The organism is Amycolatopsis sp. NPDC101161 (assembly GCF_044768185.1).
GTDB lineage: Bacteria > Actinomycetota > Actinomycetes > Mycobacteriales > Pseudonocardiaceae > Amycolatopsis.
In genome coordinates, this window is the sequence record NZ_JBIWPI010000001.1 from 1160814 (window position 1) to 1175135 (window position 14322).

Below are 14322 nucleotides of genomic sequence, written 5' to 3' on the forward strand. Positions count from 1 at the left end.
GCCTGAACGCGGAGCCGGTTCAGGCGGACACGTGACCGGGACTGATCAGGGCGTCGATCGCCCCCTGGAAGTGCGGGCACGTGGCGATGTCCTCGTGGTCGCATTCGAGCGCGCCGTCGAGGAGCGCCAACGACGCCTGCGCCGCCGCGATCCGGGCCGCCAGTTCGGCTCGGTGGCGGCGCAGGATAGCGGTCCGGGCTGCGGGGTTCTGCGCGGCGAACATCTCCCGGATGTCCTCCAGGCCGAACCCGGCTTCCTTCGCACGCAGGATCGCCGCGACGCGGTAGAGGTCCGCGGGACCGTAGCGGCGGCGGGACGCCGTGACGCGCGCCGGCTTCAGCAGGCCCATCGACTCCCAGTGCCGCAGCACGTGCGTGGCCAGGCCGAACCGCTGCGCGATCTCGCCGATGCTCATGCTTGACTTCATGTCGACATTAAGTCGCAGCATGGCGATCATGTCCAGCACCGCACCCACCTCCACCGCGTCGCTGATCCGCTTGCTCGACGCCGCTGACACGCTGCCCGGCGCGGCTGAGCTGCGCGCGCACACCTACGACCTGCTCCGGCTTTCCCCTGGTGAGTCCGTCGCCGACGTCGGGTGCGGCGCCGGGCGCGCGGTGGCCGAACTCGCCGGCCGCGGAGTCCGCCCGATCGGGATCGATCCGGATCCGCGGATGCTCGCCGCGGCAGGGGAGCGGTGGCCCGGGCTCGACTTCCGCTCCGGTACCGCCGGCGAACTGCCGTTGGACGACGGTTCCGTGGCCGGCTACCGGGCTGACAAGGTGTTCCACGAGATCGCCGATCCGGCCGCGGCGCTGGCCGAAGCCCGCCGGGTCCTCGCGCCGGGCGGCCGGATCGTCCTCATCGGCCAGGACTGGGACACCATCGTCATCGACGCCGGCGATCCGGACCTGACCCGCACGATCGTGCGCGCCCGCGCCGGCACCGTCCCCAGCCCGCGTGCCGCCCGCGGCTTCCGGTCGTCCCTGCTCGACGCCGGCTTCGGCGACGTCACCGTCGAGGTGAAGACCGCGGTCTTCACCGACCGGCTGGTGCCGGCCGTGCTGTCCGGGTTCGCCGCCGCCGCGTGCGCGGCCGGGGCGGTCGAGCGGGAGCAGGCGGACGCCTGGCTGGCCGAGCAGTCGCACCGCGCCGAGGCGGACCGGCTGTTCTTGGCCATGCCGCTGTTCATCGCGGCAGGCGTCCGCTGAAGACGGTGACCGCGAGGGCGACCCAGCCGACGCTCGGCCCGGCGAAGACCGCACGGCGACCCATCCCGGGCGACCCTGCCGGCCGCCCTCGCTCCGCCACCCGGGTGACGTTCCGGCAGCCCGTCTACTTTGGTTTCTTTGTCCGCTCTCATGAGCCGATCGTCTGGTGACATCGGTGATTTCGTGGAGGAGAATCCGACCGGCTTCGCGTCGCAGACGAAAATCTCCATCGTCGCCGGGGGTGCGGGATGAGACGTTCACGGTCGGTGCTTTTGAGCGGCCTTTTCGGCTTGGTGTTCCTGGGTTCCGCGGTGCCGGCCAGTGCGGCACCGGACGCCGGCCGGCCGCCGGCGGGCACGGTGCTCGACAATTTCACGTTCGTCGGACATTCCGGGCTCGACGGGTTCGGTGACTACGGCGACCTCTACGCGCACGGGAACTACGCCTACATCGGCAGCCGGTGCGCGGCGGCGCACCAGGGCGGCGACGGCGTCCAGGTCGTCGACATCTCGCGGCCGAACCGCCCCCGCCTGGTGAGCAAGCTGCCGAACCCGGCTTACACGCGCGCCGAGGACGTCACCGTGCTCGACGTGCACACGCCGTCGTTCACCGGTGCGCTCGCGGTGGTCGGGATCCAGGCCTGCTTCGGCAGCGGCCACGAAGCCGAGGTCGTGCCCGGCGTCCGCCTGTTCAACGTGACCGATCCGGCGCACCCGGCGCTGCTGGGGCACTGGGACCTGCCGCAGGGCACGATCGGCTGCCACGAGATCGACGCCGTGCAGCGCGCCGACGGCCAGGTGCTCGTCGCCTGCGCCCGCAACCTGGTGGACCACCGGAACAGCAAGGGCGCGACCGCCCTGCACCTGATCGACGCCACCAACCCGGCCGGTCCGACGACGCGAGCTGACTGGTCCCTCAACGTCGACCCCAACCAGGGCGTGGGCTGCACGGCCGCCCAGTTCGCGCACAGCGCCCGCTTCGAAGACGGCGGCAACTCCGTGTACGTCTCGTACTGGGACGCGGGCACCGTCCACCTCGACATCAGCAAGCCGGCCGCGCCCGCGGTGGTGAGCGACACCAAGATCACCCCGCCCGACGAGGACGGCGACAACCACTCCATGACCCTGGCCCACAACGGGCAATGGCTGATCATCAACACCGAAGACACCTCGCCGGCCGACTGCCCCGGCGACTCCGCCTTCGGCGGCTGGGGCGAAGTCCACGTCTACGACAACAGCAACCCGAAGCAGCCGGTGTTCCTCGGCACCTTCTCCACGAGCGACAGCCGCTCGACCCGGACCGACGGGGAGTTCACGGACCACAACACCGAAGTCGCCGCACACGACCAGTTCTTCTCCTCCTGGTACTCCGACGGCATCGTGTGGTGGACGATGACCGGTCACGGCGTCAGCGCCCAGCGCGGCCAGTTCGTGCCGCCACCGAACAGCGACGGCTCGTCGTCCGAGGTCTGGGGCGTGTACGTCGACAAGATCCACAACGTGATCCTGGCCAGCGACATCACCAACGGCCTGTGGATCGTCAAACCGAACCGGCTCGGCAGCTTCTGAGCGAGGAGACATCCGATGGGCCGTTCTCGCCTGTTCCTTTCCCTGTTCGCCGCTGTGGGCCTGGCCGCCGGCAGCACCGCCGCCTACGCCGTCGACGGCCCACCGACCGGACCGGTCGACGCGCAGAACGTGACCTGGCTGGCGCACGCGGACACCCCCTCGGCCGTCGCCGGGCTGGCGTTCATCGCCTACCCCGGACGGCACGACTCGGATGTCCTGTTCGCCGACGGGGTGTTCGGCCTGCGCGCGTGGTCGCTGACGGACCCGCGGCACCCCAAGCTGATCGGCGAGCTGCCCGCGTCGGCGCTGGCGCTGCCCGGCGACGACGTGAGCAAGGGCTTCTGGGAAGGCGAACACCTGCAGGTCGACCCCGTGCGCAAGCTCGTCTTCCTGACCCGGGACCCGCGGGCCTTCGGCGGCAACAAGCAAACCGGCACCTCCGGCCTCGACCTCGTCGATGCCCATGACCCGGCCCACCTGCGGTTGATCGGCTTCCACGAGGAACCGGGCGGCCACACCTCCCAGTGCATCAACGGCTGCCACTACCTGTGGAGCGGCGGGCCTTCGCACACCGGAACGGGAAACCAGCCGCCGGACTGGCAGGGGCAGCCCGCCTGGGTCACCGACGTCAGCCGGCCCAGCCACCCGTACACCTACCCGACGCCGGTGGACCTGCACCGCAACGACGGCGTCACCGACTACGTGCACAACACCGACGTCGACGCGGCCGGCGTCGCCTGGACGTCCGGCGCCGGCGGCGTACGCGGTTACTGGACCACGGGCGTGCACTTCGACCCGGTCCAGGGCCGGATCCGGTTCGCGAGCGCCAGTGACCCGATCCCTTACGCCGGTGGGAAGATCATCAGCCCCAACGATCCCGCGTACACGTTCGACCACAACTCCTGGCACCCGCTGCGCCCGATCGGCGGATTCGCGCCCGGCGAGCTGCTGTTCGTCACCGACGAGGACTTCGGCGACACCTGTGCCGACGCCGGACGGCTGCTGATCGTCTCGCTCGAGGGCAGCTACGGCGGCGAAGCTTGGCGCTCGACGCCGGAGCATCCCTTCCGGCTCAAGGTCGTCGGTGACTGGGGTCCGGTCGGCAGCCCGGGGGAGCAGCCCAACGCCGACTGCTCCGCGCACTTCTTCGACCCGATGCCCGGCGTCGGGGACGGCAACATCCTCGTCCAGACCTTCTACGGCCAGGGAACGAAGTTCATCGACTTCTCCGACCCGCGGCGTCCGGTCCAGGTCGGCTACTTCTTCCCGAAGGGCAGCGAAGCCGCCGTCCCCGCCTATCACGACGGGCTGGTCTACGCGGCCCAGTACTCGGGAGGCATCGACGTTCTGCGCTTCACCCCGCCCCACCGCTGACCGGCCCGGGATCTGGCCGGCGCAGTCCGGCCAGGGTGACGCTCGCCAATCGGCCGGCGGCGGCGCGGGAGGGCAGGGTGCCGGCCGCGGTCAGGGCGTGGAGGCAGTAGCTCGCCAGCTCGTCGCCGGAGACGTCCTCCCGGACGTCTCCGGCTTTCGCCGCTTCGGTGATCAGGTCGCGGAACAGCGCGTGCAAGTGGTGCTGGGCCTGCGTGACGTGCTCGCCGCGGTGCAGCAGCGCCGCCAGTTCGGTGCCGTGGTGGTGCTGGGCGCGCTCGTGCTGGATCTTCGCGTACGCGTTCAGCACCTTCTCGAGACGTTCGGCGGCCGTGCCGTCCTGGTCCCGGATCTCGGTGAGCTGGGCCAAGTGGGCGCGGATGTGGCGCTCATGCCACGCGGCCAGGATCGCCTCGACGTCCGGGAAGTACTTGTACAGCGTCGCCCGGCCGATCCCCGTCTTCGCGGCGATCTGCGCCATCTTCACGCCGGTCAGGCCGTGCTCGGCGACCAGCTCGGCCGCGGCGTCCAGGGTCGCGTCGCGCACCGCCTCCCGGTGCGCCTCGATGGTGTCGTTCCATAGCTTCGGCACGCCCTGAGCATACATAACGACGCCTTCGAGACAGGATGGATTGACAGCGACAGAGTGTCTCGATAAAACTGGGACGATGAACGCCTCAGCGAGCTACTCCCGTTCCCACCGCCCGGGCGGGCCCGACGACCTGTACCGCAGCCCGCCGCCGTGGGATATCGGACGGCCCCAAGGCGCATTCCGGGCTCTCGCCGACGCGGGTGCGATCCGCGGCCGGGTCCTCGACTGCGGGTGCGGGACCGGGGAACACGTGCTGATGTGCGCCGGGCTCGGCCTGGACGCCACCGGAGTCGATCTGGCGTCCGCGGCTCTGCACCGTGGCGAAGAGAAGGCGCGCGAGCGAGGGCGAACCGCGCGGTTCCGGCACCACGACGCCCGTGAACTGGGCGAACTCGGCGAGTCGTTCGACACCGTCCTCGACTGCGGTCTGTTCCACAGCTTCGATGCCGACGATCGCGCCGCCTACGTCCGGGGCCTGCGAGCCGTGCTGAACGCCGGCGGCCGCTACTTCATGCTGTGCTTCAGCGACCGCCAGCCGGCCGGCGACTGGCCTTGGGTGCACCGCGTGACGCAGGCGGACATCACCGCCGCGTTCGCCGACGGGTGGCACGTCGACTCGATCGAGCCGGCGACCATCGAGATCACCACCGACCCTGACGGCATCCGCGCGTGGCTCGCCGCCGTGACGAGGATCTGAACCATGCCGGTTGCCGAAGCACTCATCGAAACCCCGCGCGCCGAGCGGTTCCTCACCCAGCTGTGCCGCCACGCCGAAGCCATGGGCGGGAAGGCGCGGCACCTGCACGGCGGGGATGGCCAAGCGCGTCCCGACGTGGTCGACGTCGAGTACGGCGGGAACGAAGGGAAAATCGTCTTCAGCTGGGGTGACTGCGTCCTGGAGTCCACAACGGACACATTGACGGTGCGCGTCGAAGCCGATGACGCGGACCAGCTGGCGGGGCTCCAGCGCCTTCTCACCGCGGACCTGGAAAGGTTCGGCCGGCGCGACGGGTTGACCGTGAGCTGGCAAGGTGGCCGGGTTGCCGACGCGACCGTTCACGAGAAGGGGAGCCGGTCGCGCGTCACCGTGATCGCGCTCGCGGTGGCTGTCGTGCTGGCCATCACCGCACACGCGGTGGTCGGTACCGCCGCGGTGGCGGCGTGGCGCTGGACGAGCGTGGCCGCCGATGTCCTGCTCGCGCTGGTGATCCTCAAGATCGTCGCCATGGTCCTGCTGGGACGGCGCCGGCTCCGGGGACGTGGTGCCGCACGTTTCCGGCGGTAAGGGCGATGACCGGGGTCTTCCGGTTGCCGATCGGGGCCGAGCGGGATGGGGCCGGGTCCCCGACGGGACCCGGCCCCGGCTCGCCGTGGGTCAGTGGGCGGCGCTGGTGTTGACCTCGCCGTTGACGCCCTTGGGGAAGAAGCCGCCGGAGGTGGCGGCCTTGTTGGTCAGGTACACGATGTTGAGAACCTGGCCGGGGGAGCGGCTGTAGGCGATGCCGTTGGCGTCGGTGGGGACGATGTTGGCGTTGCCGTGGCTGTCGATGACGCCTTGGTCGTCGTCGGTGGGGCCGTCGAGGCTGTCGCGGGCGTCCGACAGCTTGACCGTCGCTTTGGCGTCGCCGCGCTGGTAGAGCGCGCTGCGGATGTTGCCGGCGTGGTAGGCCTCGACGGCGAGGATCCCGGCAGCCGCTTCGAGGTAGGTCTTGTTGGTGATCAGCGGGGCGGCGCCCTTGTAGGCGGTGACGCCGACGTCTTCGAAGAGGAACGCGGCGAGCAGGAAGTTCTCTTCGCAGGCGAAGGCGTCGAAGCTGCGGCCGGGTTTGACGAGCCCGGCGGCCTGGGCGGCGGCGGTGAAGCTGGACTGCAGGTCGATGGCGGGCCTGCTGACCGCGGCTGATCCGAGTGCGGAGCGCAGGAACTGGACGTGGGCCTTCTCGTCGCCCGCGATCTCCTGGGCGTACTGGCGCGCGGCCCTGGTCTCGAACCGGACGGCGCGGCCGCCGGTGACGCCGCCGCGGGTGCCGGTGCCGGTGGTCATCGAGTCGGCGAGGCCCCTGCCGGTGACGGCGTGCAGGTAGAACTCGGCTTCGAGGTATTCGAGGTTGAGGGCGAAGTTCAAGACCGCGCCGTCGCTCACCCCGCTCGACGCGGCCTCGGCGGTGGGCCGGGCGGTCGCGGCGGACGCCGTCCCGGCGGCGAGGCCGCTGAGGGCTCCGGCGCCGACGACGCCGAGGCCGGTCATGCCGGCGGCTTTGAGGAAGCGGCGGCGGTCCTGGTCGTTCTCGGCGCTCCGGTTGATCATCGAGGCGGCATAGCGTTTGCCGAACACGTGCTCTCCTTCCCGCTCGCGCGCAATCCGGGCACGAGCGTGTCCCGTGCACCGGCATGGCCTCCCGGGCACGCGGGATGGATCCGTCGTTGACCTCTCCTGTTCGGGGCCGGAGGGCCGGCGGACAGGTCGGATACCGGATCAGGTGAACGAGGTGGTCAGCGGCGGCAAGTGGTGTCCACTTTGTCCGGCCGGGCCCGAAGAACCCCCGCAGCTGCGCAAAAGTGGCGAAGCGTACCCGTTACTGAACGGTAGAAAACGCGCCGGCGGTCACGCCCCCTTCACGCTGGTGTCAGCTGACCGTGAGGGTCGCGACCGACGGTGTGGTCGGCCGCAGCGACCCGGTGGCGGGCTCGACGGTCACCGCGACACCGTCGACGCCCGCGGGGAGCGCGGTCTCGACGGCGCCGTCGGGCCCGAGCAGTCCCGCCGACCGTGGCGCGCTCGGCCCGGTCAGCCACACCTCGTAGGCGTGGCCGGCGTCCAGCGGTGGGAGCGCCCGCGCGGCGACGAGGACTTGGCCCAGCCGGCGGGAAGCCGTGGCCGAGACCGAGCTGCCATTGGCCGCGGTGGTCCGCACGGTGGTCGCGTCCGGTGCGGAGGTCACCGCGCCGCCTTCGGCCACCGGTACCGGACGGCCGGAGACCGACTGGTCCAGCCCGATGCTGATCCCGCCGGTGAGCACGGCGGCCGCCGCGGCGACGGACGCGATCCCGATCAGCGCGCGCTTGCGCCACGGAGCGCGACGGGCCGGGACGGCGGGCTCGGTGGTGACGCGGGGCGGCAGCTGCCGCGTCTGGGCGACCTCGGCGAGCACCCGCCCGCGGAAGCTTCCGTCCGGAACGGCGGCGGCCGCGGCACCCAGAAGGGCAGCTGTCTCTTGAAAGCCGGCGACTTCCCCGGCGCAGACCGGGCATTCACCCAGGTGCCGGGTGAACGCGGCGCGTTCGAGGTCGTCGACGGCGTCGAGGGCGTACGCGCCGGCGAGGATGTGGGCGTCGGCGGTGGTCATCGGTGCACTCCCCGAGCGTCGCGCAGGCGGATCAGGCCGTCCCGCATGCGGGTCTTGACGGTGCTGAGCTCGGTCAGGACCGCCAAGGCAGCGCGGACCTGCGCGTGGTCGAGGTGGTCCAGCGTCGCCTCGGTGACGTCGTCGTAGGGACGGCGCAGGTCCAGCCGCTCGGCCCGGTCTTCCCGGTTGACGCACGCCTGCTCATCGCCGAGGGCGGAGCGGGCGAGCAGCCGCTCGGGTGTGGTCTCCGGTTCCGGCACCGACGCGATGCCGGTGCGGAGCGCGACTGCGCGGGCGGTCATGGCACCTGTCCTCCCCGGCGGGCGCCGAGTCACGTGCCGCGGTCGGCGGCGTCACGAGGAGTTCGTCCCGGCCGGCCCGTGCGGATTGGTGCTGTGACGAAAAACCCGGCCGGTCACCCATGAGGACGAGCGGAAGCCCGATGTCCACAGTGGATCGGACGAGCCGCGCGCCGGGTCCCGGCGGAGTTCGTCAACGTCCACAAGGGAAAGGTCCGGGTCGGCGCAGCACGCCGGCATCGAGAGGGGCGAAGTCACCGCCGCCTGAGAAAACATTCGCGAACGACCAATCCGGTTCGCGTGAGGCCGCGAATCACCAGCAGCCAGGGAGTTTCCCGCAAGGGATCAGCCGCTTTCATTAACCACATGGAGTGATTTTCGTGCGTAACCTTCGTATTGCCGGTATCGGTCTGACCGCGGCCGCCGCGCTGACCCTGACCGCGTGTGGCAGCAGCAACACCGCTTCCTCGGGCAGCGCCCCGGCCCCCGCGCCGTCGTCGTCGATGGCCGCGCCGTCGTCTTCCGCCGACTCCGCCGCGTCCAACGGCGTGACGACCAACGCCGACGTCTTCGGCCCCGCCTGTTCGCAGCTGCCGCAGGGTTCCGCGCCCGGCTCGCTGGACTCGATGGGCCCGCAGCCGGTCGCCTCGGCCGCGTCGACGAACCCGCTGCTGACCAAGCTGGTGGCGGCGGTCAAGGCCACCAACCTGGTCGACACCCTCAACAGCCAGCAGGCCATCACCGTGTTCGCGCCGGCCGACCCGGCCTTCGCGGCGCTGGGCGACGCGAAGTTCAACGAGCTGGCGGGCAAGCCGGCCGAGCTGGCGCCGATCCTCCAGTACCACGTCGTCGGCAAGCGTTACGACGCCAAGGGTCTCGCGGCCGCCGGTACGCTGGACTCGCTGAACACCGCGGGCGGGCCGCTGAAGATCGAGGGCTCGGGTGACAACCTGACCGTCAACGGCGCGAAGATCCTGTGCGGCAACATCCCCACGAAGAACGCCACGGTCTTCGTGATCGACAAGGTGCTGACCCCGGGTACCAACAAGAACTGACACCAGCGTCCGGGCCGCCGACGGGTGGCCCGGTGTCGACGGCCGCTCCGGCTCCACTCACCTCCTGGAGCCGGAGCGGCTGTTTTCGTTGCCCGCCGCGGGATCGGGGGAGCGGGCAGCGACTGTGGTCTGCCGGCGGGTCGCAGGAGGTCCGCCGGCGGGGGACGCCACAAGCGGCGGTGTCCCGCCGGTCGCCGCCACGGCTTCGTCACTCCGGAGCTTTGGCGGCGGCCGGCCTCCCATCGGTACGCACGAATCAGGACCACAGCGCGGAAAAGAGCCTGATCGGCACCAGCGCCCAGACGACTTTCCCGCCGCTGTCGGCTCGTACGCCCCAATCGAGGGAAAGCTGGCCGACCAGCCGGAGTCCGTGGCGGCCGGTTCCCGTTCGCACCGCCGTGACGTCCGGATCGTGGTCGCTGACTTCGACCATCAGGTTCTCGCCAGTGCGGGTGACGTGCAGTTCGCGTGCCGCGGCGGTGTGCCGGTAGGCGTTGCCGACCAGTTCGTCGATCACGAGGAGAACGGCCCCGAACCTGTCACCGGCGTCCGCACCGAAGGCCAGCGACGTGGCGACGAGGGACCGGACCACACGCAGATCCGGAAGATCGGCCAGCGGTACCACGGTTTCGGCCGCGCCGGCGAGCCGGCGAGTGAGACCCGCCAAGTCCTCCTCGAAATCCATGGCTGGAACCGGCCTTCCCTCGACACCACGCCACGTCGTGTTCGGGCCGGCCAAGCGATCGGATTGGTGCCGGTGGTGCTCTCATCGTCATGACTCCCTTTCGGCGTTGCGCAAGGCGACCCAGGTGCACAGGCCGGCCAAGGCCAGTTCCGGAACCGCGCAGGCGATGGCCTGGGTGAGTTCGGTGCCGGCCTGGGCGGTGAGGACGTCGAACCACGCGTCCATCACCATGAGCGCCGCGACGGCCGATGCCGACAGGCGGGCGCGGTCGTCGCCGCGGTGGAACAAGCGCGAGGTGGTCGCGCAGCCGAGCGCCACCGTCAGGTCGAGTCCGATCCACGCGGCCGGCCAGTGCCGTACCTGCGTGGTTTCGGGCAGGGACCGGCCCAGTACGAACACCCACGGCACCAAGCCCACGGCGACCGCGCCGAGCACCTTGGGCGCCCAGCTGGTCCGGGGTCGCGGCCGGGGCATCGTCCGAACGGTCATGAGAATTCCTCCACCGAAGTCGTGATGCCGCCGGCGTCGGCGGCCCTGCGGCAAAACCTTGCCGCCGCGGCCTGCCGAGATCAGTAGCCCGGGGTTCCGACTTCGTGGTGGTGCTTGGTACCGCATCGACCCGGGCGCCTGCGTGATGGCGCCGTCGGCCCGGTGCTGCCCGCCCACAGGCCAAGATCAAGATCTACAGGTGGTACTAGGTTCACCATGAGATCGGGTGCAGGCTTCCTGGTACCGTCCTCCTGCGGTGCCTTAGCGTCGTGCCATGACGATTCCAGCCGGACTGAGGCGCACGGTCCTCCGGGCGCAGCGGGACACCGGCTTTCTCGCCGCCGGTGTGCTGCCGCACCTGGCCCTGGTGCCCGTGTGGTCCTGGGCGGCGACGACCACCGCCAGGACGGGGAACTGGCTCCTTGCGGTTTCCGTGTCGGCCGCCCTGGTCCTGCTCGGCACCCCGGTGCTGACGGCCGTTCAGCGGGCTCGCCACCGGGTGCTCATCGGTGTGGACGTCCCCCGGCTCACCCCCACCGCGCCGGAACGGTGGACGTGGGCCTCGACCGCCCGGTGGCTCGCGGCGACGCGGCCGTGGCGCAAGATCGGCTACCACCTCCTGCTGGGCCCGCTGCTCGCGTTGCTGGAGCTGCTGGTGCTCGCGGTGGCAGCGGCGTGCCTGGCGGGCGTCAGCGCCTACGCCTGGTCATGGGCGCTGCCCACCGGAATCCGCCAGGACTGGTTCGGCTACCTGACCCAGCTGCCGGCCTACACAGCGGCTGGGCTTGGCCTCTTGTGCGCCCTGCCTTGGACCGCGCGGGCAGTAGCCCGGGCCGAGGCGCGGCTGGCGTCGGGTCTGCTCGGGCCCAGCCGGGCGCAGCGGCTCCAGGAGCGGGTCGATCAGCTGGCCGTCAGCCGGACCGACTTGATCGAGGCCGTCGACGCGGAGCGCCGCCGGATCGAGCGCGACCTGCACGACGGCACCCAGCAGCGGTTGGTGTCCCTCGCGGTCAACCTGGGGCTGGCCATGGCCACCCGCCCGGACCTGGCAGGTGATGCCCGCGAGGTGCTCGAGAGAGCGCACCTGGAGGCGAAGGAGGCGATCGCCGAACTCGATGACCTGGTGCGGGGGCTGCACCCGGCCGTGCTCGACGACCGAGGTCTGGACGCGGCGCTGTCCGGGCTGGCCGCCCGCACGCCCCTGCCGGTGCGGCTGCGGGTCGATCTGGAGGAGCGGGTGGCGCCCACCGTGGAGTCCGTCGCGTACTTCGTGATCTCCGAGGCGCTGACCAATGCGACGAAGCACGCCGACGCGATGCGTGCGGAGGTGATGGTCCGCCAGGTCGGCGAGGTGCTGCGAGTGCGCGTCACCGACGACGGGCTGGGCGGTGCCGACGCCGCCGCCGGCTCGGGGCTGACGGGGCTGGCCAAGCGGGTCGGCTCCCTCGACGGGGCCTTCCACGTCAGCAGCCCCGTCGGCGGGCCCACCACCATCACCGCGGAGCTGCCGTGCGCGCGGTGATCGCCGAGGATTCGGTGTTGTTGCGGGTCGGCCTGATCAAGGTGCTGGAGACGGGCGGGTTCCAGGTCGCCGCGGAAGCCGGCGACGCGGAGGGGCTGTTGGCGGCGGTGGCGGAGCACCGGCCCGAACTCGCCTTGATCGACGTCCGGATGCCGCCCGGCTTCACCGACGAGGGGGTGCGGGCGGCGATGGAGATCCGCCGGCGCTGGCCGGGGACGCCGGTGGTGCTGCTTTCGCAGTACGTGGAGGAGCGGTACGCGGCCGACCTGCTGTCCGCGAACACCAGCGGGGTGGGCTACCTGCTCAAGCAGCGGGTCGCCGACGTCGCCGACTTCGTGGCGGCGGTCCGCCGGGTGGCGGACGGGGGCACGGCCCTGGACCCGCAGGTCGTCGCCCAGCTGCTGCTGCGGCGCGACAGCGACCCGTTCGCGCGGCTGACCCCCCGCGAACGGGAGGTGCTCGCCCTGATGGCCGAGGGGCGCTCGAATGCCGGCATCGCGCAGGCGCTGGTGGTCAGCGAGAGCGCTGTGGCGAAGCACATCAACAACATCTTCGCCAAGCTCGATCTGCCCGTGGTCGACGCCGATCACCGCCGCGTCCTGGCCGTGCTGCGGTTCCTCGAGGCGTCCCGGGCCTGAGCTTCCCAGCCGTGATCACCAAGCCGCCCATTCATTCGAGTCTCCGCGATGCGGTCGCGTATCTGACTCTCGGCGGAGGAGTGTAGGTCGGGCGTGTCGCTGTGGTGGCGGCGCTGATCGAGCTTGCGGGAAGCGCGGACTATCGCGACAGGGCGGACGCAGGTCGGGGCCTGGCCGGCTTCGCCGAGATGCCCGAGGCCCGGGGACCGTTGTTGGAGCTCGTGCTCGACGACCGCGACACGTTCGTCACCCGTGTGACGGCGGAGGCCTTGCTCCGGCGTCAAGACCTGGCCGGGCTCGCGGTGGTCGCCTCAGCGCTCGCCGCTAATTGACTGGATTCACAGTGCTATACGTGATGTGTTCATGGTGTTTGCGCGTGACCGGGACGCCGCTGTGCGGGTATGCGAGGTGCTGGCCCGTGACTCCGACGCGCAGATGCGCTGCGGCGCGGATCAGCTGATCGCCGCCCTTGCCGAGATCGACCCGATCCTCTACCCAGGGCAGGACGACTAGGCATCCTGAGGCGCATCGGGCCACCGCTCAGATCGCCGGCTCCGGAGGACGGACAAACCACGACGCGGAGAGCAGGCACACCCCGCAGCACGCGGGCCCGGTCGCTGCCGCCAGCAGGTCGGTCGCGCCGATGGTGGCGGCTGAGGCGGCGAGCAGCCGGATACCGAGGCGGAACGCGCGTGGGTTCGGTGTCACAGCCAGCTCGGCCACCGTCCGGCCGACCTGGATCACCGCCAGCGCCCACGATCCCCACCAGCTCCAGAGCAGAGCCAGCCGGATCGGCTGGGGGAAGGAAGCCTCGATGCCGTGGACGACGGCGACCACGGCGATGCCCAGTACGGCCGGTGCCAGCAGCCGGAGCGCGAGCCGTCGTCCGGCGGCCAAGGCCGGGCGTGGTGCGACCAGCAGCAGGCCGGCCAGCACCGCGACCGCGCAGCCGTCGAGTACTCCTGGGAGAGCGCGGGTGTCTTCGACCGCCAGGTGCGCCGCGAACCAGCCGATGCCCGTCACCATGACGGCCATCGCGGCGACCCGGGCCTGGCGCTGGGCCGGGGAGCGCGCGGGCCACGCGGCCGGGTGCAGCCACATGCCCACCGCGTTCACCAGCACGTTCGGCCACGACCGGGGGTTCGCCCGGAACTCCGCCGCGAGGTCGGCGCCCCAGCGCTCGCGGAAGGCGCGGGGGTAGACGCGGACCAGCCAGGTCATGCCGGCCGGACGCCGAGGCGGCGCAGGCCCGCGTCGGCTACCCGGGCCATGGCGCGGAGCTCGCGTTCCAGGACGGCGCGGCCCTGCTCGGTGATCCGCACCGGACGCTGCCGGCCTTCGCCGTCGAGCGCCTCCACCAGTCCCTTCGCCTCCAGCCGCGCGAGCGCGCCGTAGAGGCTGCCCGGTCCGAGCCGTTCGCCGGTGAGCTCGTCGATGGCCGTGTTGATCGCGTAGCCGTGCCGTGGTCCGTCGGTCAGCGCGTAGAGCACCAGGATCTGGGCGTCGTTCGGCATGCGTGGCTCCTCCGCGGTAGTACGTTCAGCG

Annotated in this window: 19 protein-coding genes; 10 read left to right on the top strand and 9 right to left on the bottom strand. The window is 71.3% G+C overall.

Annotated elements, in window-relative coordinates; translation table 11 throughout:
* Positions 1 to 19 precede the first annotated feature (19 nt).
* Complete coding sequence (locus ACIRSS_RS05700; protein ID WP_400893391.1) at positions 20 to 457, bottom strand: MerR family transcriptional regulator; 438 nt, start codon at positions 455 to 457, stop codon at positions 20 to 22.
* On the opposite strand from ACIRSS_RS05700, the gene ACIRSS_RS05705 reads away from it, so the two are divergent.
* The 3 genes from ACIRSS_RS05705 to ACIRSS_RS05715 all read left to right on the top strand — a co-directional run bounded on the left by ACIRSS_RS05705 (position 456) and on the right by ACIRSS_RS05715 (position 4153).
* A complete protein-coding gene (locus ACIRSS_RS05705; protein ID WP_400890964.1) occupies positions 456 to 1211 on the top strand; it encodes a methyltransferase domain-containing protein in 756 nt (251 codons plus the stop codon). The two genes, ACIRSS_RS05700 and ACIRSS_RS05705, sit on opposite strands and share 2 nt — an antisense overlap.
* Before the next feature lie 248 nt (positions 1212 to 1459).
* On the top strand, positions 1460 to 2779 hold the full coding sequence (locus ACIRSS_RS05710; protein ID WP_400890966.1) for an LVIVD repeat-containing protein: 1320 nt from the start codon (positions 1460 to 1462) through the stop codon (positions 2777 to 2779).
* 15 nt (positions 2780 to 2794) lie between these two features.
* Positions 2795 to 4153, top strand: a complete 1359-nt coding sequence (locus tag ACIRSS_RS05715; RefSeq protein ID WP_400890968.1) for a hypothetical protein — start codon at positions 2795 to 2797, stop codon at positions 4151 to 4153.
* Here ACIRSS_RS05715 and ACIRSS_RS05720 read toward each other — a convergent pair.
* The gene (locus ACIRSS_RS05720) at positions 4134 to 4742 is read right to left on the bottom strand and encodes a TetR/AcrR family transcriptional regulator (RefSeq protein WP_400890970.1); all 609 of its coding nucleotides are present in this window, start codon (positions 4740 to 4742) and stop codon (positions 4134 to 4136) included. The two genes, ACIRSS_RS05715 and ACIRSS_RS05720, sit on opposite strands and share 20 nt — an antisense overlap.
* 76 nt (positions 4743 to 4818) lie before the next feature.
* On the opposite strand from ACIRSS_RS05720, the gene ACIRSS_RS05725 reads away from it, so the two are divergent.
* Together ACIRSS_RS05725 and ACIRSS_RS05730 are read left to right on the top strand one after the other, a co-directional pair.
* Positions 4819 to 5439 (top strand): class I SAM-dependent methyltransferase, encoded by a 621-nt coding sequence (locus ACIRSS_RS05725; protein ID WP_400890972.1) that lies wholly within the window; start codon positions 4819 to 4821, stop codon positions 5437 to 5439.
* A 3-nt stretch (positions 5440 to 5442) separates the two neighbouring features.
* Entirely contained in the window at positions 5443 to 6027 is a 585-nt protein-coding gene (locus ACIRSS_RS05730; protein WP_400890975.1) for a DUF2218 domain-containing protein, read from the top strand.
* Between the two features lie 90 nt (positions 6028 to 6117).
* On the opposite strand, the gene ACIRSS_RS05735 is transcribed toward ACIRSS_RS05730, so the two are convergent.
* The 3 genes from ACIRSS_RS05735 to ACIRSS_RS05745 all read right to left on the bottom strand — a co-directional run bounded on the left by ACIRSS_RS05735 (position 6118) and on the right by ACIRSS_RS05745 (position 8391).
* Positions 6118 to 7077 carry a ferritin-like domain-containing protein gene (locus ACIRSS_RS05735; RefSeq protein WP_400890978.1) on the bottom strand — a complete coding sequence of 320 codons (960 nt, stop codon included), beginning with the start codon at positions 7075 to 7077 and terminating at the stop codon, positions 6118 to 6120.
* Between the two features lie 292 nt (positions 7078 to 7369).
* Positions 7370 to 8089 carry an anti-sigma factor domain-containing protein gene (locus ACIRSS_RS05740; RefSeq protein ID WP_400890980.1) on the bottom strand — a complete coding sequence of 240 codons (720 nt, stop codon included), beginning with the start codon at positions 8087 to 8089 and terminating at the stop codon, positions 7370 to 7372.
* Positions 8086 to 8391: a hypothetical protein gene (locus tag ACIRSS_RS05745; protein ID WP_400890982.1), complete on the bottom strand. Its 306-nt coding sequence runs from the start codon at positions 8389 to 8391 to the stop codon at positions 8086 to 8088. Before ACIRSS_RS05745 ends, ACIRSS_RS05740 begins: the two co-directional genes overlap by 4 nt.
* 377 nt (positions 8392 to 8768) lie before the next feature.
* On the opposite strand from ACIRSS_RS05745, the gene ACIRSS_RS05750 reads away from it, so the two are divergent.
* The gene (locus ACIRSS_RS05750; protein WP_400890984.1) at positions 8769 to 9443 is read left to right on the top strand and encodes a fasciclin domain-containing protein; all 675 of its coding nucleotides are present in this window, start codon (positions 8769 to 8771) and stop codon (positions 9441 to 9443) included.
* A 256-nt stretch (positions 9444 to 9699) separates the two neighbouring features.
* On the opposite strand, the gene ACIRSS_RS05755 is transcribed toward ACIRSS_RS05750, so the two are convergent.
* Positions 9700 to 10182 carry an ATP-binding protein gene (locus ACIRSS_RS05755; RefSeq protein WP_400890987.1) on the bottom strand — a complete coding sequence of 161 codons (483 nt, stop codon included), beginning with the start codon at positions 10180 to 10182 and terminating at the stop codon, positions 9700 to 9702.
* Positions 10183 to 10215: 33 nt separating this feature from the next.
* Entirely contained in the window at positions 10216 to 10617 is a 402-nt protein-coding gene (locus tag ACIRSS_RS05760; RefSeq protein WP_400890990.1) for a hypothetical protein, read from the bottom strand.
* 274 nt (positions 10618 to 10891) lie between these two features.
* Here ACIRSS_RS05760 and ACIRSS_RS05765 point away from each other — a divergent pair, with 274 nt between their 5' ends.
* The 4 genes from ACIRSS_RS05765 (at position 10892) to ACIRSS_RS05780 (ending at position 13290) form a co-directional block, all read left to right on the top strand.
* Positions 10892 to 12139, top strand: a complete 1248-nt coding sequence (locus tag ACIRSS_RS05765) for a sensor histidine kinase (RefSeq protein WP_400890993.1) — start codon at positions 10892 to 10894, stop codon at positions 12137 to 12139.
* Positions 12127 to 12777 (top strand): response regulator, encoded by a 651-nt coding sequence (locus ACIRSS_RS05770; RefSeq protein WP_400890994.1) that lies wholly within the window; start codon positions 12127 to 12129, stop codon positions 12775 to 12777. The genes ACIRSS_RS05765 and ACIRSS_RS05770 overlap by 13 nt, the downstream gene beginning before the upstream one ends.
* Before the next feature lie 104 nt (positions 12778 to 12881).
* The gene (locus ACIRSS_RS05775) at positions 12882 to 13109 is read left to right on the top strand and encodes a hypothetical protein (RefSeq protein ID WP_400890996.1); all 228 of its coding nucleotides are present in this window, start codon (positions 12882 to 12884) and stop codon (positions 13107 to 13109) included.
* A 31-nt stretch (positions 13110 to 13140) separates the two neighbouring features.
* Positions 13141 to 13290: a hypothetical protein gene (locus ACIRSS_RS05780; protein WP_400890999.1), complete on the top strand. Its 150-nt coding sequence runs from the start codon at positions 13141 to 13143 to the stop codon at positions 13288 to 13290.
* Between the two features lie 27 nt (positions 13291 to 13317).
* Here ACIRSS_RS05780 and ACIRSS_RS05785 read toward each other — a convergent pair whose 3' ends face one another.
* A complete protein-coding gene (locus ACIRSS_RS05785) occupies positions 13318 to 13998 on the bottom strand; it encodes a hypothetical protein (RefSeq protein WP_400891001.1) in 681 nt (226 codons plus the stop codon).
* On the bottom strand, positions 13995 to 14291 hold the full coding sequence (locus ACIRSS_RS05790) for a PadR family transcriptional regulator (RefSeq protein ID WP_354817329.1): 297 nt from the start codon (positions 14289 to 14291) through the stop codon (positions 13995 to 13997). The genes ACIRSS_RS05785 and ACIRSS_RS05790 overlap by 4 nt, the downstream gene beginning before the upstream one ends.
* Positions 14292 to 14322: the final 31 nt, after the last annotated feature.